Source organism: Anoxybacillus sp. CHMUD (assembly GCF_013096965.1).
Lineage (GTDB): Bacteria > Bacillota > Bacilli > Bacillales > Anoxybacillaceae > Anoxybacillus > Anoxybacillus kestanbolensis_A.
Window position 1 is genome coordinate 25,758 of the sequence record NZ_SDLG01000010.1, and the last position, 25,506, is coordinate 51,263.

At 41.3% G+C, this 25,506-nt stretch carries 24 protein-coding genes; 19 read left to right on the top strand and 5 right to left on the bottom strand.

Annotated features, from left to right (window positions below):
* The first annotated feature begins 43 nt into the window (after positions 1 to 43).
* The gene (locus ETB99_RS08680) at positions 44 to 823 is read left to right on the top strand and encodes an SDR family oxidoreductase (RefSeq protein ID WP_171700397.1); all 780 of its coding nucleotides are present in this window, start codon (positions 44 to 46) and stop codon (positions 821 to 823) included.
* 17 nt (positions 824 to 840) lie between these two features.
* On the opposite strand, the gene ETB99_RS08685 is transcribed toward ETB99_RS08680, so the two are convergent.
* The gene (locus ETB99_RS08685) at positions 841 to 1,932 is read right to left on the bottom strand and encodes a M24 family metallopeptidase (protein ID WP_171700398.1); all 1,092 of its coding nucleotides are present in this window, start codon (positions 1,930 to 1,932) and stop codon (positions 841 to 843) included.
* 108 nt (positions 1,933 to 2,040) lie between these two features.
* On the opposite strand from ETB99_RS08685, the gene ETB99_RS08690 reads away from it, so the two are divergent.
* Together ETB99_RS08690 and ETB99_RS08695 are read left to right on the top strand one after the other, a co-directional pair.
* Complete coding sequence (locus ETB99_RS08690; protein ID WP_006320842.1) at positions 2,041 to 2,718, top strand: metal-dependent hydrolase; 678 nt, start codon at positions 2,041 to 2,043, stop codon at positions 2,716 to 2,718.
* A 74-nt stretch (positions 2,719 to 2,792) separates the two neighbouring features.
* Positions 2,793 to 4,103, top strand: a complete 1,311-nt coding sequence (locus tag ETB99_RS08695) for a CBS domain-containing protein (RefSeq protein WP_006320843.1) — start codon at positions 2,793 to 2,795, stop codon at positions 4,101 to 4,103.
* Positions 4,104 to 4,118: 15 nt separating this feature from the next.
* Here ETB99_RS08695 and ETB99_RS08700 read toward each other — a convergent pair whose 3' ends face one another.
* A complete protein-coding gene (locus tag ETB99_RS08700) occupies positions 4,119 to 4,418 on the bottom strand; it encodes a YtpI family protein (protein ID WP_006320844.1) in 300 nt (99 codons plus the stop codon).
* Between the two features lie 99 nt (positions 4,419 to 4,517).
* Here ETB99_RS08700 and ETB99_RS08705 point away from each other — a divergent pair, with 99 nt between their 5' ends.
* Positions 4,518 to 5,465: a DHH family phosphoesterase gene (locus ETB99_RS08705; protein ID WP_171700399.1), complete on the top strand. Its 948-nt coding sequence runs from the start codon at positions 4,518 to 4,520 to the stop codon at positions 5,463 to 5,465.
* 8 nt (positions 5,466 to 5,473) lie between these two features.
* Here the strand turns inward: ETB99_RS08705 and ytrI are convergent, their stop codons facing one another.
* Together ytrI and ytrH are read right to left on the bottom strand one after the other, a co-directional pair.
* The gene (gene ytrI, locus ETB99_RS08710; RefSeq protein ID WP_077429296.1) at positions 5,474 to 5,974 is read right to left on the bottom strand and encodes a sporulation membrane protein YtrI; all 501 of its coding nucleotides are present in this window, start codon (positions 5,972 to 5,974) and stop codon (positions 5,474 to 5,476) included.
* Complete coding sequence (gene ytrH, locus ETB99_RS08715) at positions 5,971 to 6,309, bottom strand: sporulation membrane protein YtrH (protein WP_021093776.1); 339 nt, start codon at positions 6,307 to 6,309, stop codon at positions 5,971 to 5,973. The genes ytrI and ytrH overlap by 4 nt, the downstream gene beginning before the upstream one ends.
* 113 nt (positions 6,310 to 6,422) lie before the next feature.
* Between ytrH and dnaE the strand changes: the two genes are divergently transcribed.
* The 8 genes from dnaE to ETB99_RS08755 all read left to right on the top strand — a co-directional run bounded on the left by dnaE (position 6,423) and on the right by ETB99_RS08755 (position 16,867).
* Entirely contained in the window at positions 6,423 to 9,644 is a 3,222-nt protein-coding gene (gene dnaE, locus ETB99_RS08720; RefSeq protein WP_171700400.1) for a DNA polymerase III subunit alpha, read from the top strand.
* An 87-nt stretch (positions 9,645 to 9,731) separates the two neighbouring features.
* A complete protein-coding gene (ystJ, locus tag ETB99_RS08725) occupies positions 9,732 to 10,985 on the top strand; it encodes an NADP-dependent malic enzyme (protein ID WP_077429298.1) in 1,254 nt (417 codons plus the stop codon).
* Positions 10,972 to 11,574 carry a FadR/GntR family transcriptional regulator gene (locus ETB99_RS08730; RefSeq protein WP_171700401.1) on the top strand — a complete coding sequence of 201 codons (603 nt, stop codon included), beginning with the start codon at positions 10,972 to 10,974 and terminating at the stop codon, positions 11,572 to 11,574. Before ystJ ends, ETB99_RS08730 begins: the two co-directional genes overlap by 14 nt.
* 69 nt (positions 11,575 to 11,643) lie before the next feature.
* On the top strand, positions 11,644 to 12,516 hold the full coding sequence (accD, locus tag ETB99_RS08735) for an acetyl-CoA carboxylase, carboxyltransferase subunit beta (RefSeq protein ID WP_077429300.1): 873 nt from the start codon (positions 11,644 to 11,646) through the stop codon (positions 12,514 to 12,516).
* Entirely contained in the window at positions 12,501 to 13,478 is a 978-nt protein-coding gene (gene accA / locus ETB99_RS08740) for an acetyl-CoA carboxylase carboxyl transferase subunit alpha (protein ID WP_171700402.1), read from the top strand. Before accD ends, accA begins: the two co-directional genes overlap by 16 nt.
* 181 nt (positions 13,479 to 13,659) lie before the next feature.
* Complete coding sequence (gene pfkA / locus ETB99_RS08745; RefSeq protein ID WP_077429302.1) at positions 13,660 to 14,619, top strand: 6-phosphofructokinase; 960 nt, start codon at positions 13,660 to 13,662, stop codon at positions 14,617 to 14,619.
* Between the two features lie 48 nt (positions 14,620 to 14,667).
* Complete coding sequence (gene pyk / locus ETB99_RS08750) at positions 14,668 to 16,428, top strand: pyruvate kinase (RefSeq protein ID WP_077429303.1); 1,761 nt, start codon at positions 14,668 to 14,670, stop codon at positions 16,426 to 16,428.
* 46 nt (positions 16,429 to 16,474) lie between these two features.
* Positions 16,475 to 16,867, top strand: coding sequence for an FxsA family protein (locus ETB99_RS08755; RefSeq protein WP_309138142.1), 393 nt, complete (start codon positions 16,475 to 16,477; stop codon positions 16,865 to 16,867).
* A 17-nt stretch (positions 16,868 to 16,884) separates the two neighbouring features.
* Here the strand turns inward: ETB99_RS08755 and ytvI are convergent, their stop codons facing one another.
* Positions 16,885 to 18,003, bottom strand: a complete 1,119-nt coding sequence (gene ytvI, locus ETB99_RS08760; RefSeq protein WP_171700403.1) for a sporulation integral membrane protein YtvI — start codon at positions 18,001 to 18,003, stop codon at positions 16,885 to 16,887.
* 87 nt (positions 18,004 to 18,090) lie between these two features.
* On the opposite strand from ytvI, the gene ETB99_RS08765 reads away from it, so the two are divergent.
* The 7 genes from ETB99_RS08765 to pnpS all read left to right on the top strand — a co-directional run bounded on the left by ETB99_RS08765 (position 18,091) and on the right by pnpS (position 25,330).
* On the top strand, positions 18,091 to 18,546 hold the full coding sequence (locus ETB99_RS08765) for a DUF441 domain-containing protein (RefSeq protein WP_171700404.1): 456 nt from the start codon (positions 18,091 to 18,093) through the stop codon (positions 18,544 to 18,546).
* 261 nt (positions 18,547 to 18,807) lie between these two features.
* Complete coding sequence (gene citZ, locus ETB99_RS08770) at positions 18,808 to 19,926, top strand: citrate synthase (protein WP_077429307.1); 1,119 nt, start codon at positions 18,808 to 18,810, stop codon at positions 19,924 to 19,926.
* Between the two features lie 79 nt (positions 19,927 to 20,005).
* On the top strand, positions 20,006 to 21,280 hold the full coding sequence (gene icd, locus ETB99_RS08775; RefSeq protein ID WP_129000709.1) for an NADP-dependent isocitrate dehydrogenase: 1,275 nt from the start codon (positions 20,006 to 20,008) through the stop codon (positions 21,278 to 21,280).
* 23 nt (positions 21,281 to 21,303) lie between these two features.
* Entirely contained in the window at positions 21,304 to 22,242 is a 939-nt protein-coding gene (gene mdh, locus ETB99_RS08780; RefSeq protein ID WP_171700405.1) for a malate dehydrogenase, read from the top strand.
* Positions 22,243 to 22,296: 54 nt separating this feature from the next.
* A complete protein-coding gene (locus tag ETB99_RS08785; protein WP_171700406.1) occupies positions 22,297 to 22,767 on the top strand; it encodes a MaoC/PaaZ C-terminal domain-containing protein in 471 nt (156 codons plus the stop codon).
* 90 nt (positions 22,768 to 22,857) lie between these two features.
* On the top strand, positions 22,858 to 23,574 hold the full coding sequence (locus ETB99_RS08790) for a response regulator transcription factor (protein WP_171700407.1): 717 nt from the start codon (positions 22,858 to 22,860) through the stop codon (positions 23,572 to 23,574).
* A complete protein-coding gene (pnpS, locus tag ETB99_RS08795) occupies positions 23,567 to 25,330 on the top strand; it encodes a two-component system histidine kinase PnpS (protein ID WP_171700408.1) in 1,764 nt (587 codons plus the stop codon). Before ETB99_RS08790 ends, pnpS begins: the two co-directional genes overlap by 8 nt.
* Positions 25,331 to 25,506 lie beyond the last annotated feature (176 nt).

Here is a 25,506-nt window from a genome sequence, read left to right on the forward strand (position 1 = left end):
TGTGTTCCTCCGCCTGTTTGTAGTACGATAAACATAGTAAAGCATGGATGGAGGGATGAATGTGAGGCATGCTATTGTAACGGCAGGGGCAAAAGGGCTCGGAAAAAAAGTAACGGAACGATTTTTAAACAAAGGATATGCTGTTACCGTCCATTATCGGAGCGACATAAAGGCTGTTGAAGCGTTAAAAGAAATGTATCGTGGCTGTCATGAGCGTCTTCATTTTGTCCGAGGCGATGTGACGAAGAAAGAAGATTTAATTCGCATTGTTGATGAAGCTGTTGCCAAATTCGGACGCATCGATTATTTAATTCATAATGCAGGTCCTTACATATTTGAGCGAAAAAAGTTAGCCGATTATACGGATGACGAATGGTATGAAATGATTGAAGGAAATTTAAGTGCGATGTTTCATTTATTTAAGCGAGTTGTACCAATTATGCGAAATCAACGTTTTGGGCGCATTGTGACATACGGTTTTCAAGGAGCAGATCACGCACCAGGATGGATGTACCGTTCAGCATTTAGCGCGGCAAAAGTTGGGCTTGTTTCATTAACAAAAACGATTGCACTTGAAGAAGCGGAGTATGGCATTACAGCGAATATGGTATGTCCGGGGAATATTATTGGAGAAATGAAAGAAGCAACAATTGCATATGCTCGCCAGATGAAAGACGATATAACGCCGATTGGCCGTTCAGGGACGGGAGAGGATATTGCTCGTGTTGTGGAGTTTTTATGTGATGATTGTTCTGATATGATTACAGGAGCAGTCATTGAAGTGACAGGTGGTCTTGATGTCATTCATCGTTATCGAAAATAGGCTGCCATTGTGACAGCCTATATAATTTGTAGTTCTTTTGGATATGTTGTTAAAAGAAGAGGTCCTTTTTCAGTCATATATACATCGTCTTCAATGCGTACGCCACCGACTGATGGGACGTAAATACCGGGCTCAATTGTAAATACCATTCCTGCTTGAAGTGGCATGGTATTTGTTGCGTTCATTGACGGATATTCATGAACATCAATACCGAGGCCATGACCAATTCGATGTGGGAAGTACGCCCCGTAACCTTCTTGTTCAATTCGTGAACGAGCTGCCTTGTCAATGCTTCCGATGGATGCACCAATTTGACATGTATGAATCGCAGCTTGCTGTGCTTGTAAGACGGTGTTGTATATGCGTTTTTGTTCTTCTGTTGGTTGCCCGAATACGACCGTGCGCGTAATGTCGGAACAATATCCATCAAGCACGATACCAAGGTCAAACAAAACAAAATCCCCCGATTGAATGCGATTCATTCCTGGGACACCGTGAGGATGTGCGCTATTTGTTCCAACGAGAACCATCGTATCAAATGCCATCGTGCGCACTCCTTTTTTCTTTAACTCGTACTCAATTGTAGCAATGATTTCTAATTCTGTTCTTCCTTCTTTTATGGAATGAACACCGATATCGACAGCAAAATCGGCTAATTCAGCCGCTTGACGAAGTGTTTGTAGCTCTTTTTCATCTTTGATCATTCGTAACTCATGAAGCGTATCGGTCAAATCGACAAATGAGGTATGAGGAAAATATGATTGAAGTTGTTCAAGACGACTTACTGTCACATGGGATTTCTCGATGCCGATTTGTTCTGTTTGTACATTTCTCTTGTTCAATTCATTGCTCAACATACGCCACGGATTATGTACATCATCATAGCTGACGATCGCATATGGCCAACCCGCTTGCTTTGCTTGATTTGCATCCATTTCTGGACAAATGAGAAACGGTTCGTCATTTGGAAATATAACAATAGCTAACAATCGTTCATGTGGATTGCTGTAAAAGTTGCTAAAATAAAAAACGTTTGCTGTCGATGTAATGAACGCCCATGACGCGTTTGTTTCTTTCAATTTTTGTTGGAGTTTACTTATTCGTTCCATCCTGTTCACATCCTTTCTTTTTCAGCTTATCACGAATGAAAAAAGAAGGAAATAGTGCAAAAACGAAGAAACAAAATCATGTAAAAAACGAAGAAAGGAGAAGGAAAGATGAAGCTCACTTATCACGGACATTCTGTTGTAAAAATTGAAACGAACGGCAAAACAATTTTCATTGATCCTTTTATTACAGGAAATCCGCTAACCGACTTAAAAGCAGAGGACGTTCATGTCGATGTCATTTTATTAACACATGGCCATAATGATCATGTCGGTGATACGGTCTCATTAGCGAAAAAGAACGATGCCCTCGTCATCGCTCCGTATGAATTAGCTACGTATTTGAGCTGGAAAGGTGTTCGCATCCATCCGATGCATATTGGTGGATCATTTACGTTTGATTTTGGAAAGATCAAATTCACCCAAGCATTTCACGGCTCTAGCTACGTAGAAGAAAATGAAACGATTGTGTATACAGGAATGCCGAGCGGTATTTTATTTCAGGCCGAAGGAAAAACGATTTATCATGCCGGGGATACAGCGTTATTTTCTGATATGAAACTTATTGGTGAAATGAATGATATTGATGTGGCGTTTTTACCAATTGGAGATAACTTTACGATGGGACCGGAGGATGCGGCGATCGCAGCAAAATGGTTAAAGGCGAAAATGGTTGTTCCAATTCATTACAATACATTTCCTGTCATTCAACAAGATCCACAACAGTTTGTGTCAATGATTGAAGGGATTGGTCGCGTCTTACGAATTGGCGAAAGTATCGAACTGTAAAAACGTTCATTGAATGCCAACATGCACACCCTTATAATATAAAGTAAGAAACTGTCGAAAAAGGGTGGGACAACTTGACGATTACGAAGCACGAACAAATTTTACAATATATCGAAAGCTTACCGGTTGGAGAGAAAATATCTGTTCGTCAAATCGCGAAAGAAATGGGAGTAAGTGAAGGAACGGCTTATCGTGCCATTAAAGACGCTGAAACAAAAGGGTATGTAAGCACGATTGAGCGTGTTGGAACGATTCGAATTGAACAAAAAAAGAAAGAAAATATTGAAAGGTTAACGTATGCCGAAGTCGTTAATATCGTGGATGGGCAAGTGCTCGGTGGGAAAGAAGGATTACATAAAACGTTAAATAAATTTGTGATCGGAGCAATGAAGCTCGAAGCGATGATGCGCTATACAGGTGCAGGGAATTTGTTGATTGTTGGGAACCGAACGAAAGCGCATGAATTAGCACTTGAAGCTGGGGCAGGTGTGTTAATTACAGGTGGTTTTGATACCGAAGAACACGTGAAAAAATTAGCGGATGAGCGACAGTTGCCGATCATTTCGACAAGTTACGATACATTTACGGTTGCCACGATGATTAATCGCGCCATTTATGACCAGTTGATTAAAAAAGAAATCGTGCTCGTTGAGGATATTTTAACACCATTTGAAAAAACGGCATATTTGTATGTGACCGACCAAGTTGAGAGGTGGTATGAGCTCAATCGTGAAACGAATCATAGCCGTTTTCCAGTCATTGATCAACAATTAAAAGTGCAAGGAATTGTGACGGCGAAAGATGTGATGGGGTATGAGCGCGATGTGCTTATTGAAAAAGTAATGACGAAACATCCGATTACGGTAAGCGGGAAAACGTCAGTCGCTTCCGCTTCACATATGATGGTGTGGGAAGGCATCGAAGTGTTGCCGGTAGTCGATGAATATGATCGGCTCCAAGGGATTATTAGTCGCCAAGACGTATTGAAAGCGTTGCAAATGGTGCAACGTCAGCCGCAAGTGGGCGAGACGATTGACGATATTGTAACGACCCAATTTTTAACTGAAACAGTTGACGGCGTTTTTCGCTGTAACATTACTCCGCAAATGACGAACCATTTAGGAACGTTATCATATGGTGTATTTACGACAATTGTAACTGAGGCAGCTACGCGCGCGCTTCGTTTACATAAACGAGGTGATTTGGTGGTAGAGAACATTACCATTTACTTTATTAAGCCTGTACAAATTGATAGCGTGATCGATATTAAACCGAAATTGTTAGAAATTGGACGGAAATTTGGGAAAGTCGACGTTGAAGTGTTTAACGAAGGGACGCTTGTCGGAAAGGCATTAATGATGTGTCAGTTGCTTGAACGACAATAGGCTGCGTACGGCAGCCTATTTCGTTTCTTCCGCTTCTTTTACAGCAAGCGGAAAATAATAGCGATGAGCTCGGTATCCTGCCCATATGCTCCCTGCACCGACGAGAAGAAGCACAATGCCAACGATGAGAGATACTGTCGACCGATGAATGAAAAATTGGTTGATCGCAAAGAAAAATACAAACGACCCGAGCGCCATGCTTGATTTTGCGCTAATCCATTTTCGTTCCATCGGCTTTTTACTGCGGACATATTTTATTTTGTAATACAAATAAAACGAAAGCGAAAAAACGATAAGTATAACAAATATTGGCATATTCAGTCCTCCAAAAGAAAAAATTGTTGCGTGATTATTTTACATCTTTTCGAATCATAATAAAATATGTTTTAATGGAGAAAAAAAGGGAGAAGAGCCATGGAACAAAAAGTGCTGGAAATTATTGACCATATTCGGCAATTTGATACGATTATTATTCACCGTCACGTCCGTCCTGATCCCGACGCGTACGGTTCACAAGGAGGATTAGCGGAGCTTATTCAAGCGTCGTTTCCAGAAAAAAGAGTATATACGGTTGGAAAAGATGAGCCGTCGCTTGAATTTTTACGTAAGATGGATGTTGTTCCGGATGAAATGTATAACGATGCACTTGTCATTGTTTGCGATACAGCAAACGAAGAACGGGTATGCGATCAACGCTATAAGCTAGGGAAAAAGATTATTAAAATCGACCATCATCCGAATGAAGATCCGTACGGTGACATCTTATGGGTAGATACAAATGCAAGCTCCGTTAGCGAAATGATTTATGAGTTATACTTAATTGGAAAAGAACATGGTCTCATTTTAACGAAAGAAGCTGCTCGGCTCATTTACGCGGGCATTGTCGGTGATACAGGTCGCTTTCTTTTCCCAAGTACAAATCCGAAAACATTTAAATACGCAAGCGAGTTAGTTGAATACGGGTTTTCGTTTGTCGATTTATATGATCAACTTTATCGAACGAAATTATCGATTGCACATTTAAGCGGATATGTGTTGCAAAATTTCGAGCTATCTGAATATGGAGTGGCTCATATTGTATTAACAAAAGAGTTGTTGAAGCAGTATGATGCAACGCCATCGGAGGCTTCACAACTTGTGAGCGTGCTTGGAAATATTGAAGGGATTAAAGCATGGGTGTTTTTTGTGGAAGAAGATGATCAAATTCGTGTCCGTCTTCGTTCAAGAGGTCCGATTGTCAATGAAGTGGCGAAAAAATACCGTGGCGGAGGTCATCCGCTAGCAGCAGGTGCGTCGATTTATTCGTGGGAAGAAGTTAAACACATATTGGCAGATTTAAACGAAGTATGCAAGCAACAGTAGAACGCTTTCTACTGTTGCTTTAATTTTAGTTCAATAGATATATTAGTGAAAAATAAAATCGTTTCGATATCGAGATGGTATTTCTGATTGTCGATGATATACGTTTTATTTTCAATTGCTTTTTTTAATAGTTCTCTACTTTTATATACTGTTTCAATATCTTTTGCGGTGATATGTTGAATATCTTTTTTTATATCTTCCTCTATACGAAAAGTTGTATACGTATCGATACCATAAGATTTGGCATTGATCACTTTTACATCAATTGATTGGATTGTTAGTCGCTTTTTATTTTCTTTGTTTAGCTGAATGTAATCTTGTTGCCAAATGTTTAAATCGTGTTTTAATTGAGCAATAATTTCTTGTTGCATTTTGAGCAGGCGCACTTGTTTTTCTTGTAAAATGCCAAAGATTTGTGAGAAAACGATCCAACTGATAAGTGCACCAATTGCCGCTCCAGCGAAAAAGCGTTGCCAGCCTGGATCGCGTGTGTACGGTGGAACTCTCATGCGCCATGCTCCTGTGTAAACCAGCGAATGAATGTCATACCTGTTTGTGCCCCGCCAGTTGCCGATAAAATAAGTAAAAATTGTTTAATGACATCACGCGTTTCCCCTTGGAAAAATCCGCGTTCTACGCTGTAAAACGTATCAAACGTACCACCAATAGCTGCAATTAACGCCCAAATTTTTAAACTGCTCGCAAAGCGATACATCATCGTCAGCGGCGGTTCACCGGACAAAAAAGCCCCGAATCCTCCGATGAGTGCCCCTCCAACTAACACGCCTAAAGCAATGAAATAGCTTTGAATAAAAGCAGGTAAAAACGCCGTTTTCATCTCCATCTCACTCACTCCTTCTGTATACTATGTATATGGGACAAATAAACAAGGTATGTTTTGCTTTTCGGCTTTTATAGAGCATATAATAGAAAAAAATAGAAAAGGTGGGAGACACATTGTCGTTTATCCATCTACAAGTGCGGAGTGGTTATAGCTTATTAAGTAGCACAGTCAAAATAGAGGAACTTGTCACGCGCGCACGTGAACTTCAATTTCCAGCAATCGCTCTAACGGATGAAAACGTCCTGTATGGCGTTATGCCTTTTTATGAGGCGTGTCAAGCGCATGGAATTAAGCCAATTATCGGCATGATGGCAACGATTATGGATGAACATGGCCATACTGATCAGCTCGTGTTGTTAGCAAAAAATAACGACGGGTATCGTCAACTTGTCCATATTGCTACAGCCATTCAAATGAATGATGGAAAGGGCATTTCTTTGCTTGATTTCTCACATCATACGAGCGAACTCATCGGTATGACAAGTGGGGTATACGGTCGGGTGGAGCAACATTTATTGAACGGCGAAATTGAGCAAGCCGAGGCGATCGTTCAAACGTATGCGAAGCTGTTTCAACGTGGCGACTTTTATATAAACGTGCAGCAACATGGCTTACAAGAACAAGAACATTTGTTGTCACTACTTTTTGAACATAGTAAGCGATGGGACATTCCGCTCGTGGCGACAAACGATGTACGCTACATGTATAAAGAAGATGCACTTGCTTTTGAATGTTTACTTGCGATGAAACACGGAAAGAAAATGGCTGACCCGACACGTCCGCGTTTAGCAACAAATGAATATCATTTAAAAAGCGCTCACGAAATGGCCGCGTTATTTTCAAATTGTTATGAAGCGGTCGAGGAGACGGTACGCATTGCCCAACGATGTCATGTGACGTTTGAGTCTAAAAAATGGTTTATGCCGCGCTATCCTGTTCCTTCGGGGAAAACAGCTGACGAATATTTGCAAACGTGGTGTTGGGAGCAATTCACGAAACGGTTTCCTGATCGACCAAAAGCATATGTCGCTCGATTGCAATATGAACTGCAAATCATTCAACAGATGAATTTTAGTGACTATTTTTTAATCGTTGCTGATTTTGTGCGTTTTGCTCGTGGGCGAGGCATGTTAACGGGACCAGGACGTGGATCAGCCGCTGGATCGCTCGTCGCTTATATACTCGGTATTACCCAAGTCGACCCTTTGCAATATGGGTTATTGTTTGAGCGTTTTTTAAATCCAGCACGTTTATCTCTCCCAGATATTGATATCGATTTTCCTGATGATCGTCGTGAAGAAGTGATTCGTTACATTGAACAAAAATACGGACCCGACCACGTTGCACAAATTGTGACGTTTGGAACTTTCGGGATGCGTTCTGCTGTTCGTGAAGTTGGTCGTGTTTTTGATGTCGATGAAAGCGAAATCCAACAAACGCTAGCAACCGGAAGCTTTGATCATACGCGCCCATGGCACTACGTTGCACAACGAATTGAAGGATTACCGAAGCATACGTCCGTTCATGCTGCCGGTATTGTGATCAGCCCCCGTCCATTAACGGACATCATCCCTCTTCAAAGCGGGCAGACGACAACATATGTGACACAATATGCAATGGATGCGCTTGAACGACTAGGACTACTAAAATTCGATTTACTTGCGCTTAAAAATTTAACGATGATCGAACAAATGATTCAAAGCATTGAACAACGTACAGGTCATCGTTTGAGTTTTGAAAACATGCCAATTGATGATCAAAAAACGTATGCACTTTTAAGCCGAGGAGATACATTTGGTGTGTTTCAGCTTGAGTCAGAAGGGATGAAGCGGGTATTGCGCGAATTACAACCGACAACGTTTGAAGATATTGTTGCAGTAAACGCCTTATTTCGTCCGGGACCGATGGAACAAATTCCAACATATATTGCTCGTAAACATGGCCGTGAACCGATCCGTTACATGCATGATGATTTGCAATCGATTTTGCAATCGACATATGGCGTCATCGTGTACCAAGAACAAATTATGAAAATCGCTGAACAAATGGCGAAATTTTCATTAGCTCAGGCAGATTTATTACGTCGAGCAATAAGTAAAAAAGACGTTGGACAAATGGAAAAAGAGAAAAAACACTTCATTGAGGGATGCATACAAAATGGGTATGATGCGCATCTCGCAAACGAATTGTATGAGCTTATCGTTCGTTTTGCTGGATATGGGTTTAACCGTAGCCACGCGGTAGCATATAGCTACATCGCATATATGCTTGCGTATATTAAAGCACATTATCCGCTTGATTTTTATGCTGCTGTACTAACAAACGTAAGTGGGCAAAAAGAAAAAATGATGCAATGTGTACACGAACTTCGGAGCAAAAAAATACGGCTACTCCCTCCTTCCATTGCACGGAGCGAAGGGCACTTTACTGTTGATGATAACGGTATTCGCTTTGGATTGTTAGCGATTAAGCAAGTGAGCGTTGCTTTTGTCAAAGAAGTGATTCGAGAGCGTCAAAAACGTCCATTTTCCGATTTTTTTGATTTTGTTTCACGGCTACGTATGGAATCTTCACAAAAAAAAGTGGTCGAGGCGCTTATTTTTTCAGGTTGTTTTGACGAGTTTCATATTGAACGTGCCACCCTTTACGCAAGCATCGATGTCGCGATTGAGCATGCGGAGTTGATGAATTTCTCTCTTCATGTACAACCAAAATACGTTCAAGCTGAGCCGTTATCGCTTATCGATCAACTAAAATATGAAAAACAATGGCTGAACGTATACGTGTCCCCTCATCCGGTTGAATCATTTTCACATTTTTATTCGATGTGGGGAGCAAAGCGCATGTATGAATGGACGAAAGAAAATGTGAATCATGGCAAAGTAATTGTATATGTTGAGGAGGTGACGAGAAAACGGACGAAAAAAGGGGAAGAAATGGCGTTTGCTACAATTTGTGATGACAGCGATGAATGGCAAGCGGTCGTATTTCCGACGAGTTATCGGCGGTTTCATGATTTATTGCAACAAGGAAGCATACTGTATATGGAAGGAAAAATAGAACAGCGATCGAGCGGGTGGCATCTCATTGTACAACAAGTGAGAAAACCAGTATGTGTGTATATCAAAATTGATGAACAGCATGCATCGCCAGTTGTGTTAAAGCAGTTGAAGGATGTGCTAACCACTCATCGTGGACATGCACCTGTCATTTTGTATTATGAAACGGAACGAAAAAAAGTGCAGCTCTCCCATGAGTACGCAGTATCCCCAAACGATGAGAGCATTCGGCAATTGACAGCATTGCTTGGCGATGGGAATATCGTTGTGAAATAAAAATGCTTTACTATTTCTCATTTTTATTATATTTTTATAGAAGTTAAGTGGTCAGACCAGTGACCACTTGTTAGGGAGGAATATGTCGTGTCTTTGTTTAAAGAAGCGCTCCATATGCATGAGCGCTATCAAGGAAAATTAGAAGTAAAGGCGAAAGTGCCGCTAAAAAACGCTTACGATTTAAGCTTAGCTTATTCTCCCGGTGTAGCAGAACCGTGCAAAGTGATCCATCAAGAACCGAGCAAAATATACGATTATACGTTAAAAGCGAATACGGTGGCGGTTGTATCGAATGGAAGCGCAGTATTAGGACTTGGAAATATTGGAGCAGAAGCAGCGTTACCAGTCATGGAAGGGAAAGCAGTCCTTTTTAAAAGTTTTGCTGGAGTTGATGCGTTTCCGATTTGTTTAAATACATCAGACGCGGAACAAATCATTCAAACAGTAAAGCTACTTGAGCCGACATTTGGTGGCATTAACTTGGAAGATATCGCGGCTCCGCATTGTTTTATCATTGAAGAACGCTTAAAGCAGGAATTAAATATCCCTGTTTTTCATGACGACCAACATGGAACAGCGATTGTAACCGTTGCTGGTTTAGTAAATGCATTAAAGTTAGTGAATAAAAAAATAGAAGACATTCGAGTTGTCATTAACGGGGCAGGGGCGGCAGGAATAGCGATTATTAAATTGCTTCGCTGTTATGGCGTTAAACATATGATCATGTGCGATTCCAAAGGGGCAATTTATGAAGGACGTCCGTACGGAATGAATGACATCAAACATGAAATTGCGCAATGGACAAACGTGGAGAAAAAATCAGGGACGTTACAAGAAGTGATTGTTGGTGCAGATGTATTCATTGGTGTGTCGGTTGCAGGGGCATTGACAGCTAGCATGATCGAAACGATGAATCGAGATGCAATTATTTTTGCGATGGCAAATCCAACGCCAGAAATTATGCCGGAAGACGCGTTACAAGCAGGTGCAACTGTTGTTGGCACCGGGCGTTCTGATTATCCGAATCAAGTGAATAATGTTTTAGCATTTCCAGGTATTTTCAGAGGAGCGCTTGATGTGCGCGCCAAGCAAATTAATGAACAAATGAAAATGGCAGCCGTTGAGGCAATCGCCAACTTAATTACAGAGGACGAGCTACGTGCGGATTATGTCATCCCTGCTCCGTTCGATCCGCGTGTCGCTCCAGCCGTTGCCGCTGCTGTGGCGAAAGCGGCGATGGAAACGGGGGTTGCGCAAGTGATTGTTGATCCAAAAGAAGTAGAAAAGCGAACACGACAATTAGCTGTGATTGCAGGTGAGCATGAACATGACTACTTCTAAAGTGTACATCGAAACGTTTTGGCAAATTCATCGCATGATTGAAGAAGCAGGTCTTCAACCTGGAGACCGGTTGCCATCTGAACGAGAGCTAGCCGACCGATTAGGAGTCGGACGCTCTTCTGTTCGTGAAGCGTTGCGGGCGTTGGAGTTGCTCGGATTAATTGAAACGCGTCGTGGGGAAGGAACGTTTATGAAACCGTTTGGTGACCATCAGCTTATTCAGCTTCTCGGCTCGTTTATTTTACAAGGAAATCGGGAAAAACGAGATTTAATCGAAACAAAAGTTCTTATCGAACGAATATGTTTGCAGCTTGCCTGCGAACGACTGACGGATGAGAAGCTTGAGCGTATCAAACGGGAGGAACATACGTATCATTCATTTTTTCGGCGAATTGTAGAAGCGACGGATAACTATTTGTTGCTACGCATTTGGCTCGTATTAACCGACTTTTTTAAACACATCTATACGTTGACTCTCCCTTCCGAATTTTATGAACAAATGTGGGTGGCGTTACAAAAACGGTCGTGCGAAGAAGCAATAGCGATGTATGAACAATACGTGATGCAAAAAATGTCGAAAGAGAACTGACACAATATGACAAACAAAGTTGTTTTTATTCGGTAAAGTAGAAATGGACTAAGTAGGGGAGGGAAACATGTGCTGAAAGATTTGTTCTCCAAAAAGAAGAAATATGCTACCATTCCATCTGAACAAGCGAGGCAAGACGTGCCAGAAGGCATTATGACGAAATGTCCGAAGTGTAAAAAAATCATGTATACGAAAGAACTAGTGAAAAATTTACGCGTTTGTATATCGTGCGGCTATCATCATCCGATGTCTGCTCCTGAACGCATTGCGTGTTTGTTAGACGAAGGAACGTTTCATGAATACGATCGTCACCTTCTTTCTAAAAACCCGCTCGATTTCCCTCAATATATGGAAAAAGTTGAGGAGGATCGCGAAAAAACAAAATTAAATGAAGCAGTCGTGACCGGTGAAGGAACAATAAACGGTTTCCCTATCGTTATTGCCGTAATGGATTCCCGTTTCCGTATGGGCAGTATGGGATCAGTTGTCGGAGAAAAAATTGCACGTGCTATTGAGCGAGCGATGGAAAAATCGGTACCTTTTATTATTTTTACCGCTTCCGGTGGAGCGCGGATGCAAGAAGGTGTATTAAGTTTGATGCAAATGGCGAAGACAAGTGCTGCGTTAAAACTGTTTAGTGAACAAGGCGGGCTTATTATTTCAGTGATGACTCATCCGACGACAGGTGGTGTATCAGCAAGTTTCGCCTCGCTTGGAGATTACAATTTTGCTGAACCAGGGGCGCTCATCGGTTTTGCAGGACGGCGCGTCATTGAACAAACCGTTCGTGAGGAATTGCCAGATGACTTTCAAACAGCGGAATTTTTATTGAAACATGGACAACTAGATGCGGTGATCCCGCGTCATGACCTAAAAGACACGTTAACGAATGTATTAGACATTCACCAATCGCGAGGTGGAGACGAATGGCATACGAATTAGAATTTGAAAAACCACTTGTAGAATTGCGAAAAAAAATTAGTGAATTAAAAGAATTTACAAAGCATCGCGATGTTGACTTTTCCGATGAAATTAATAAATTAGAAGCTCGACTTGAAAAGCTGGAAAACGACATTTATGCGAACTTAAGCCCGTGGGATCGTGTGCAAATTGCGCGCCATCCGAATCGACCGACAACGCTTGATTATATTGAACGATTGTTTACAAACTTTTTCGAATGTCACGGTGACCGTTGTTTTGGGGATGATGAAGCGATCGTAGGAGGAATTGCAAAATATCATGGATTACCTGTGACTGTCATCGGTCATCAACGTGGGAAAGATACGAAAGAAAATATTCGTCGTAATTTTGGTATGCCACATCCAGAAGGATATCGAAAAGCGCTTCGTTTAATGAAGCAAGCTGAAAAATTTGGGCGTCCGATTATTTGTTTTATTGATACGAAGGGGGCGTATCCAGGAAAGGCTGCTGAAGAACGGGGGCAAAGCGAAGCAATCGCACGGAACTTATTTGAAATGGCAGGGTTGACAGTTCCAGTTGTATGCGTTGTTATTGGCGAAGGAGGAAGCGGTGGTGCGCTTGCCCTCGGTGTCGGAAACTACGTTCACATGCTTGAAAATTCGACGTATTCCGTAATTTCACCAGAAGGGGCAGCAGCAATTTTATGGAAAGATGCATCGCTTGCAAAAAAAGCTGCCGAAACGATGAAAATTACAGCAAAAGATTTAAAACAGCTTGGTGTTATCGATGAAATTATTCCAGAAGTGCGCGGTGGTGCGCATCGAAATGTCGATGAACAAGCGAAATACATTGACGATGTGCTGCAACGTTCATTGCGTCAATTGCTTCCATTAAGCGCTGAACAACTGATTGTGCAACGATACGAAAAATATAAACAGATTGGCGATTTTATCGAATCTCAACAACATGTATCGGTTATGTAAAAAGGTCATCATCGGATGGCCTTTTTACATGAAATAAATGATTTTGAGCAAACTTGTTGTAGTGAGAAAAATCAACGTTTTGTGAAACATTTCATTATGTATTGTGTTCCATATACCTTCATGTTATCTTAAAGTAAGAGGTCATACTTCTTATTTTATTTTTTTAAAGAGGTGAAGAGCGATGAAAAGAATTGGTGTGCTTACGAGCGGTGGCGATTCGCCAGGAATGAATGCCGCTATTCGTGCGGTTGTTCGGAAAGCGATTTACCACGGCTTAGAAGTGTACGGCGTTTATCACGGATATGCTGGATTAATTGCTGGTCAAATTAAAAAGCTTGAAATCGGGGATGTTGGCGATATTATTCATCGTGGCGGAACGATGTTATATACTGCTCGTTGCCCAGAATTCAAAACGTTAGAAGGGCAGTTAAAAGGAATTGAGCAGTTGAAAAAACATGGGATTGAAGGACTTGTTGTCATCGGTGGTGACGGCTCTTATCAAGGCGCGAAAAAGTTAACAGAACACGGTTATCCGTGTGTCGGTGTGCCGGGGACGATTGATAACGACATTCCAGGAACAGATTTTACGATTGGTTTTGATACAGCGTTAAATACGGTTATTGATGCCATTGATAAAATTCGCGATACAGCGACATCTCATGAACGTACATATGTGATTGAAGTCATGGGACGTCATGCGGGAGATATTGCGCTTTGGGCAGGTCTTGCAGGCGGGGCAGAAAGTATTTTAATCCCAGAAGCAGATTATGATATGGACGAAATAGTCGCGCGTCTCAAACGTGGACATGAGCGCGGTAAAAAACATAGTATTATCATCGTTGCAGAAGGGGTTGGCAGCGGTGTTGATTTCGGTAAACGCATTGAAGAAGCAACAGGATTTGAAACGCGTGTAACTGTGCTAGGGCACGTACAGCGCGGTGGATCACCGACAGCGTTTGACCGTGTACTTGCTAGCCGTTTAGGTGCGCGCGCAGTGGAATTGTTACTCGAAGGAAAAGGTGGACGTTGCGTTGGCATTCAAAACAATCATCTCGTCGACCACGACATCATTGAAGCGTTAGCACAAAAACATACAGTTGACCAAAAAATGTATCAACTATCAAAAGAACTTTCAATTTAGTGGTTATTTATGGTATCGTTTCCATATGCAAAGTGTAGGAGGGTATTTATGCGCAAAACGAAAATTGTTTGTACGATCGGTCCAGCGAGCGAAAGTGTAGAAAAGCTTGTGCAACTCATTGAAGCAGGGATGAATGTTGCCCGCCTCAACTTTTCGCACGGAAGTCATGAAGAACATGCAGCGCGCATTCGCAACATTCGCGAAGCATCGAGAATGACTGGAAAAACGGTTGCGATTTTATTGGATACGAAAGGTCCAGAAATTCGTACACATGACATGGAAAATGGTGCGATTGAATTGAAAGCGGGCGCTGAAGTCACTATTTCGATGACGGAAGTGCTCGGTACGCCAGAAAAATTTTCGATTACGTATGAAGGGCTAATTGACGATGTGCATGTCGGCTCAACGATTTTGTTAGACGATGGTTTAATTGGTTTAGAAGTATTGGCTGTTGATAAAGAAGCGAAAGAAATAAAAACAAAAGTATTAAACGGTGGCGTATTAAAAAATAAAAAAGGTGTAAACGTTCCGGGCGTCAAAGTAAAATTGCCAGGTATTACAGAAAAAGATGCTGCTGATATTCGTTTCGGTATCGAGCAAGGTATTGATTTTATTGCTGCATCATTTGTTCGTCGCGCTTCAGATGTGCTCGAAATTCGGGAATTGCTTGAGGCGCATGACGCGTTACACATTCAAATCATCCCGAAAATTGAGAATCAAGAAGGCGTAGACAATATTGATGAAATTTTAGAAGTAGCAGACGGTTTAATGGTTGCTCGTGGCGACTTAGGCGTCGAAATTCCAGCGGAAGAAGTGCCTCTCGTCCAAAAAGAGTTAATTAAAAAATGTAATGCGCTTGGAAAACCTGTTATTACAGCGACACAAATGCTTGATTCCATGCAACGAAATCCACGTCCAACTCGCGCTGAGGCGAGCGATGTAGCGAACGCCATTTTTGACGGAACAGATGCGATTATGCTTTCAGGTGAGACAGCGGCAGGGGCTTATCCAGTCGAAGCGGTACAAACGATGCATCGCATTGCTTTGCGCACAGAACAAGCGTTACAATATCGCGACTTATTATCGAAACGAAGCAAACAGAGCGGTACGACGATTACAGATGCAATCGGGCAATCAGTTGCTCATACCGCATTAAATTTAGATGTCGCAGCGATTGTGACGCCGACAGTAAGCGGTCATACCGCCCGGATGATTTCGAAATATCGCCCAAAAGCGCCAATTATCGCTGTGACATCGAATGAAGGTGTTTCGCGTAAATTAGCGCTCGTTTGGGGTGTTTATCCACGCGTCGCTCAACACGCAACGTCAACGGATGAAATGCTCGATATTGCTGTTGAGGCAGCCCTTGACACAGGCATCGTGAAACATGGTGATCTCGTTGTGATCACAGCGGGTGTTCCAGTTGGAGAAACAGGTTCAACAAACTTAATGAAAGTGCATATGATCGGTGATATGATTGCAAAAGGTCAAGGGATTGGCCGTAAATCAGCATTCGGGAAAGTTGTTGTAGCCAAAACAGCAGAAGAAGCGCTTGGAAAAATGGTTGAAGGCGGTATTTTAGTTGCTCCAGCAACGGATGCAGACATGATGAAAGCGTTAGAAAAAGCTGCGGCGATCATTACAGAAGAAGGCGGCTTAACAAGCCATGCGGCTGTTGTTGGTTTAAGCTTAGGGATCCCGGTAATTGTTGGGGTAAACCATGCGACATCTATTTTAAAAGATGGACAAGACATTACGGTAGATGCAAGCTTCGGTGCTATTTATCGCGGTCATGCGAGCGTGCTATAATAAAGAAGGGGGACATCCCCTTCTTTATTATTTTGGAGGGATGTGTGTGCGAAACATCTTTTTTCTTCTTTTTATCGTTATTCCAGCGCTAGAAATTGTCGTTCTTGTTTTGTCGGGAAAAGCAATTGGCATATGGCCAACATTTACATTGATTGTGACAACAGGTATCATCGGTGTCTTTTTAGCGAAAAAACAAGGACTATCCACGTTTCAACGAGCAAAATATGAGTTCATGAACGGGCGCATACCAAGCGATGCGCTATTAGATGGTGTTTGTATTTTAGTTGGTGGGACGTTATTGTTAACGCCAGGGTTTATTACTGATACAGTAGGTTTTATTTTACTTCTCCCATTTGCGCGTGAAAAAATAAAACCGTGGCTTGTGCGCCTATGGAAGAGGATGTTCTATGAAAAAACATGGATTTACATTCGAAAATAAAAGCATAAGCTCGCCGCTTATGCTTCTTTTTTTCCGATAATAAAGTTCCAAATATCTTGAAAGACGCCAGCATGATGCAATGTTCGCCCAATGACGAGCAATACCGGCCCAACGATTAAACCGAGAAACCCGATCAATTTAAAACCGACGAATAAAGCGATCAACGTTGCTAACGGATCGAGTCCGATATTCGAGGAAAGGAGCTTTGGTTCCATCACTTGACGTTGTACGAGAACAACGACATACAGCACACCTAGACCGATCGCAAAATGAGTATCGCCGCTCATCGCAGCGTACACAATCCATGGAACAAATACTAGTCCTGTCCCTAAATACGGTAAAACATCGACAATGCCGATAATAAGAGCGATCGTAATTGCGTATTCTACTCGCAACACAAGCAAGCCGACTAATACAATAAGTGTTGTAATAGAAATGAGTGTCGCCTGTGCTTTAAGAAAGCCAAATAGCGCCTTTTTTAATTCGGCAAATACTTTTGTCGTACTCGTCTGCACTTTGGTTGGTAACAATTTTTGAAACAATGCTTTTAGACGATACCAGTCTTTGCTTATAAAAAACGTGGCAAGCAACGAGAAAATAAAAATTGTTGCAAAATTAGGCAACCATCCAATGATTGAAGGAATATTTTGTAATATATTTTGGATGAATTGCCCGACCGTTGTAGCAATTTTTGTTCCAACGGATTGAATGTTTGCCATAATCGTGTCTTGTTGAGACGTGTCTAAATTTTTAAAGAGTGTCGCTAGTTGGTTATAGAGCGGAATGATTTGGCTTGCCACAAACTGCTCTATATAAATGACAAGCTTTTGAAAATGATTTGGCACAACTGTCGCTAAATATTGTGTTCCAGTCACGATTTCCGCAACAAGGAGGGTAACGAGCCCAGCAACGAGTGCAAGTAAAAGAATTAAAACAACGATGACCGCCAACGCCCTTGGCATTTTCGCTTTCTTCTCTAATACATCAACGACCGGGTTAATAAAGTAAGCAATCGCTAACGCAATTAAAAACGGATATGTTAGCGTTGATACATAGTATAAGCTCGCTAACCCGGCAATGATGACAAAGATGACAAATAAAAAGCGAAGGGAGCGATATACGTAGTGAGTTGACATGTCCTCACCTCCCGTCTTTTGTCATTTATGACTATTATAATATACAATGCAAAGAAAGAAAAAGTTTCAAAGAAGGGGGCATATTTCATGCAGCCATTCATTTTTTTATTTATTCTTTTCGTTGTCGGTATCATTGCGAAAAATCAATCCCTCATAATCGCTGTACTATTTTTACTTATTGTGAAAAGTATCGGATTAAGTTCTAAAGTACTGCCGTATTTAGAGCAAAAAGGAATCCATCTTGGTGTAACAATCATTACGATTGCGGTCTTAGTTCCGATTGCAACTGGAAAAATAGGATTTAAAGAACTAACGGACTCTGTTCGCTCAATTTATGCTTGGATTGCGATGTTATCGGGTATTGCTGTTGCTTTGTTGGCAAAAGGAGGCGTGACATTGCTTGCGAAAGATCCGCATGTAACGACTGCGCTCGTTCTTGGTACTATTTTAGCCGTATCTTTATTCAATGGAGTGGCTGTCGGCCCGTTAATAGGCGCAGGTATTGCTTATGTAATCATGAAAATAGTGGATATATTTTCATGATTGATTGCTTTTTTATAATAATATTTTTGAATTATGATGTCTTTTAGTTCACAAAAGTCTGATAATTGTTTATAATAATAGTGGAGCATGTACGAAACTATCGTGTATATTCCCCTGCTCGCTTCGTGAAGCGACTAGGTGAATATATAACAAAATGTAAGCATTTTCTTTGCATTTTTATTCAGCCGTTTTGAGCAATCGCTCGACGACGCGTTTTAACATGGGAAAAGGGGAATAAAAGAAAAAAAGGAGAGATGTAAGATGACAGTAACTCGCGGTCTCGAAGGGGTTGTAGCAACCACTTCCACAATTAGTTCAATCATCGATGATACGCTCACATATGTTGGGTATAATATCGATGACTTAGCAGAACATGCTACGTTTGAAGAGATCGTTTATTTGCTTTGGCATCGCAAATTGCCAAACAAAGAAGAGCTAGAAACGTTAACAAAGCAGTTGGCGGAACATGCCGATATTCCGCAACAAATCATTGATCATTTTAAAATGTATCCGCTTGATCAAGTTCATCCGATGGCAGCGCTTCGTACAGCGATTTCATTTCTTGGCTTATACGATGAAGAAGCGGAAGCAATGAATCCCGAAGCGAACTATCGCAAAGCGATTCGTTTACAGGCGAAAGTATCAACAATTGTTGCTGCGTTTTCGCGTATTCGCAAAGGATTAGAACCTGTGCCACCGCGCAAAGATTTAAGTTTTGCGGCAAACTTTTTATATATGCTAACGGGTAAAGAGCCAGATCCAATTGCTGAGGAAGCGTTTAATAAAGCACTCGTGCTTCATGCGGATCACGAGTTGAATGCTTCAACGTTTACTGCGCGTGTCTGTGTTGCGACTTTATCAGATGTGTACTCAGGTATTACAGCAGCGATTGGAGCATTGAAAGGCCCGCTTCATGGTGGAGCAAATGAAGCGGTAATGAAAATGTTGACGGAAATCGGCACACTTGAAAATGTGGAAACATACATTCACAACAAATTGAATAACAAAGAGAAAATTATGGGGTTCGGTCATCGCGTTTATCGCCAAGGTGACCCACGTGCGAAACATTTGAAAAAAATGTCTGAGAAATTGACGAAGTTAACAGGTGAACCACACTGGTATGATATGTCGGTGAAAATTGAGGAGATTGTTACATCGACGAAAGGTTTGCCGCCAAATGTTGACTTCTACTCCGCTTCTGTTTACCATAGTTTAGGAATTGATCATGATTTATTTACACCAATTTTTGCGATTAGTCGCATGTCTGGATGGCTTGCGCACATTTTAGAGCAGTACGAAAACAACCGTCTCATCCGTCCACGTGCCGAATATACAGGACCTACGAGACAAGTATACGTGCCGCTTGAAGAACGTGCATAACATGCATAACAGTGGTTGCTCAAGGTGAGAAACTCGCCTTTCTCACCTTTTTACACTACATGATTTGGAGGTCGTTATTGTGATGCAAGGTGAAAAAATTACGGTTACAAACGGGGTATTAAACGTTCCAAACTATCCGATTATTCCATTTATTGAAGGGGACGGGACAGGTCCAGATATTTGGGCAGCCGCATCTCGCGTATTAGAAGCGGCTGTGGAAAAAGCTTATAAAGGGGAGCGCAAAATCGTTTGGAAAGAAGTGCTTGCTGGTGAAAAAGCGTTTAAGTTGACTGGTGAATGGTTGCCACAAGAAACGCTTGATACGATTCGTGAATACATAATTGCGATTAAAGGACCGCTGACAACACCAGTAGGCGGTGGAATTCGTTCATTAAACGTTGCGCTTCGTCAAGAGCTCGATTTATTTGTGTGCTTACGCCCAGTTCGTTATTTTAAAGGAGTACCGTCTCCGGTCAAGCGTCCTGAAGATACAGATATGGTGATTTTCCGTGAAAATACGGAAGACATTTATGCGGGGATTGAGTATGCAAAAGGAACACCAGAAGTGAGAAAGTTAATTGATTTCTTGCAAAATGAAATGGGTGTGCGTAAAATTCGCTTCCCTGAAACATCGGGAATCGGTATTAAGCCAATTTCAGAAGAAGGTACGAAACGATTAGTGCGCGCAGCAATTAAATACGCCATTGAACATGGTCGCAAATCTGTCACGCTCGTTCATAAAGGAAACATTATGAAATATACAGAAGGTGCGTTCAAAAACTGGGGCTATGAATTAGCTGAGCAAGAATTCAGCGATCAAGTGTTTACTTGGGCGGAGTATGACCGCATCGTTGAAACGCACGGAAAAGAAGCTGCAAACCGCGCGCAAGCGGAAGCAGAAGCAGCAGGAAAAATCATTGTGAAAGATGCGATTGCAGATATTTTCTTGCAACAAATTTTAACTCGTCCGCGCGAGTTCGATGTTGTTGCAACAATGAACTTAAACGGTGACTACATTTCTGATGCGTTGGCAGCACAAGTAGGTGGCATCGGTATTGCACCAGGTGCAAATATTAACTATGAAACAGGCCATGCAATCTTTGAAGCAACGCACGGAACTGCACCAAAATATGCGGGATTGGATAAAGTAAATCCATCGTCGGTCATCTTATCTGGTGTCATGATGTTTGAACATCTTGGTTGGAATGAGGCGGCAAAACTGATCGTTGACTCTATGGAGAAGACGATTGCCTCAAAAGTCGTCACATATGACTTTGCACGTTTAATGGAAGGCGCAACAGAAGTGAAATGTTCGGAATTCGCAGATGCTCTCATTCAAAACATGGGAGAATAAAATAAAAAAGGGGATGGAAGAACGTGGGGATGAAACGAAAAAAAATCTCAATTATCGGTGCTGGATTTACGGGAGCGACGACGGCGTTCATTTTAGCGCAAAAAGAGCTTGGAGACATCGTTCTTGTCGACGTTCCACAATTAGAAAATCCGACAAAAGGAAAAGCGCTCGATATGCTTGAGTCAAGCCCTGTTCTCGGATTCGACGCTAACATTATTGGCACGTCGGATTATGCGGATACCGCTGATTCGGATGTTGTTGTTATCACTGCGGGCATTGCGCGCAAACCAGGCATGAGCCGCGATGACTTAGTCACGACAAACCAAGGAATTATGAAGGCGGTCACGAAAGAAGTAGTCAAGTATTCGCCGAACTGCTTTATTATCGTATTAACGAATCCTGTTGATGCGATGACATATACGGTTTTTAAGGAATCTGGCTTTCCGAAAAACCGCGTCATCGGTCAATCTGGAGTATTAGATACCGCACGTTTCCGTACATTTGTTGCACAAGAGTTGAATTTATCTGTGAAAGATATTACAGGGTTTGTTTTAGGCGGTCATGGAGATGACATGGTGCCGCTTGTGCGCTATTCGTATGCAGGTGGCATTCCGCTTGAAACGTTAATCCCAAAAGAGCGGTTAGATGCCATTGTTGAACGTACGCGCAGAGGTGGCGGTGAAATTGTCAACTTACTTGGTAACGGTAGTGCCTATTATGCGCCAGCTGCATCCCTTGCTGAAATGGTTGAAGCGATCGTAAAAGACCAGCGCCGAGTTCTTCCAGCCATCGCTTATTTAGAAGGCGAATACGGGTATGAAGGAATTTATTTAGGTGTGCCAACCATTTTAGGTGGCAATGGAATCGAAAAAGTTATCGAATTAGAGCTAACAGAAGAAGAGAAAGCGGCGTTAGCAAAATCTGTTGAGTCGGTGAAAAATGTGATGAAAGTGTTACAATAGTAAAAAATTCGGGGTGATTCCCCGAATTTTTGTATATGGTCAAACAAAGGGGAGATGGATATGCTGAGCAAAAAACGCAAACTTGGACGTTTAATTTCGGACATTTCCGTTGGTGAGAAGCTCGTCTTAACGGAAGCGATCGAAGATAAAGATTTATTGTTATACTTAGGGCTCACAAACGATGCCAATCCGCTCTATATTCAACATGACTACGCATCGCAAACGCCATGGAAACGTCCGATCGTACCAGCTATTATGTTAACAGGTATTATTACATCGGCTGTTTCAAAATATTTACCGGGACCAGGAAGCCATATTGTTTCGCAAACGATTGAATTTAAACGACCAGTATATCATTATGAGCATGTTGAATTTTTATTTGAAGTGACATCTGTTGATGAAGAAAATAATGAAATTCATATTTCCGTTCAAGCGATCCGCGATGGTGAAGAAATATTAGTTGGATCATTGCGTGTCGTTCCGCCATATCCGTTCGTTGAAGAGAAAGCGTTAGATAACTTTTAAAAAGGGGCTTTTGCCTCTTTTTTGTTTTTTTCTTTTCACATAACTCGTTATAATAAAAATGTAACAAATTTACGTTGTTGGAGGATAGCTATGTCGAAACGTGTGTTAGTTGTCGATGATGAGCAGTCGATCGTCACGTTGCTAGAGTACAATTTAAAGCAGGCAGGGTTTATTGTATTGACAGCTTATGATGGAGAACAAGGACTTCATAAAGCGTTAGAGGAACGCCCTGATTTCATCATTCTCGATTTAATGCTACCGAAATTAGATGGAATTGAAGTATGTAAACATTTGCGTCAACAAAAAGTGATGACCCCCATTTTAATGTTAACAGCAAAAGACGATGAATTTGATAAAGTGCTTGGTCTTGAACTGGGTGCCGATGACTATATGACAAAGCCGTTCAGCCCACGTGAAGTTGTAGCGCGTGTGAAGGCGATTTTACGTCGCACAGTTATCCATGGACAAGAAGAAAAGCAAGAACATAATGACGATTCGCTCGTTGTCGGACAACTAGAAATTTTCCCAGATCGTTATGAAGCTTATTTTGCACAACAAAGATTAGAACTCACCCCGAAAGAATTTGAACTACTAGCATACTTAGCGAAATATAAAGGACGTGTATTGACACGTGATCAATTATTAAGTGCAGTTTGGAACTATGACTTTGCAGGGGATACACGCATTGTCGATGTGCATATTAGCCATTTGCGTGACAAAATCGAACATGATACGCGAAAGCCTGTGTATATTAAAACGATACGCGGCTTAGGGTATAAACTGGAGGAGCCGAAAGTGGATGAATAAATTTCGCTCTCGGCTATTGCTTGGGCTTATTTCTGTCATTTTGTCTGTTTTATTTGGCCTAGGTTTGTTATTAGGTCAACTGTTTCAAAAATTTTATGCAGACACGGTACATGATCGAATAGAGAAAGAGGCAAAACTTTTGGCTTTATACATGGAAAATAAATCGTTCCAATCTAATATGTTTAAGCAACAATTACACGCAATTAGCGACATGTTGTCGGCGCGCATCACGATTGTTGATCGTGAAGGACAGATCATGTTTGATACAAACAATTACGTATCAATTGATGAAAAACGTCATAAAACATTCATTCGAACGTTACTAAAACAAGAAGATCGTCCTGTTATTTTTCAAGAAGAACAAAATGTATATTATTATGCTGTACCATTTTGGCAGCGTGACCAGAAGCTCGGACATATTGTCATGAGTTTATCTATGGATGCGATCGAGCGGGTAGATGAACAAATTTGGCTGTTGCTTACGTTTAGCTTAAGTATTGCTTTTTTCATCATTCTTTTATTGGGTATTAAAATTACAAATCAATATACAAAGCCGATTGAAGCGGCAACAAAAGTAGCGATGGAGTTGGCGCGTGGCAATTATAAAGCGAGAACGTATGAAAGTAGAGACGATGAAACAGGAATGCTCAGCCAGTCATTAAACATTTTGGCGCGAAATTTACAAGAGATGGTGCGTACACAAGAAATGCAACAAGATCGTTTGCGAGCCCTTATTGAAAATATAGGGAGCGGTTTAATTTTAATTGATCAACGTGGCTATATTTCATTAATGAACCGCGCATATAAAGAAATGTTCCATATCGATCCGTCTGACTATGTTCATCGTTTATATTATGAGGCGTTCCCATATAAGGAAGTGATTGCACTTGTAGAAGAAATATTTATGACAGAGGTAAATGTACGTAAACAAATGCTCCTTCCGATCGACATTGAACGGAAACATTTTGAAGTGTACGGAACGCCAATTATTGGGACAAACGACGAATGGAAAGGAATTATCGTTGTGTTCCATGATATTACTGAGCTAAAAAAACTTGAACAAATGCGCAAAGATTTTGTCGCCAATGTTTCTCACGAGTTAAAAACACCGATTACGTCCATTAAAGGTTTTGCAGAAACGTTGTTAGACGGGGCGATGCACGATGCTCAAACGCTTGAATACTTTTTAACGATTATTTTAAAGGAAAGTGAGCGTCTTCAACATTTAATTCAAGATTTGCTCGATTTGTCAAAAATCGAACAGCAAGGATTTACGTTAAATATATCCGTTGTTGACTTGCATGAAGTATTGAAGGAAGTTATCGTCATGCTTGAAGCGAAAGCAAACGATAAACAAATCACATTGGAATGTACATCGAATGCACCGCTTTGTTATATGTATGGCGATTTACATCGTTTAAAGCAAATTTTTATTAATTTAATTAATAACGCGATCACTTATACACCAGCTGGTGGACGCGTAACGGTTTATGTGGAGAAAGATAATAAAGAGCTACACGTTCATGTAAGTGACACAGGAATTGGAATTGAACAAAAAGAAATTCCACGTATTTTTGAACGATTTTATCGTGTGGACAAAGCACGAAGTCGCAACTCAGGTGGTACGGGTCTTGGATTAGCGATCGTGAAACATTTAGTGGAAGCACATCATGGAACAATTTCAGTAAAAAGTGAAGTGGGGATAGGGACGACATTCACTGTCCATTTTCGTGCAGACGCTTGTGCAGACGAATAATTTTAACGATATATTTACAATCGATTTACCATATATTAAAAAAATATTGATAACATAACAGGTGAAAACCCCTTCATCCAAGAAGCCGATTGTCTTGGAATAGGCGAGGACAGCGAACGTTCTCGTCTTTTTTCTTTTTTGGAGGCAATCATGGTAAAATAAGCGTAAATGAATAC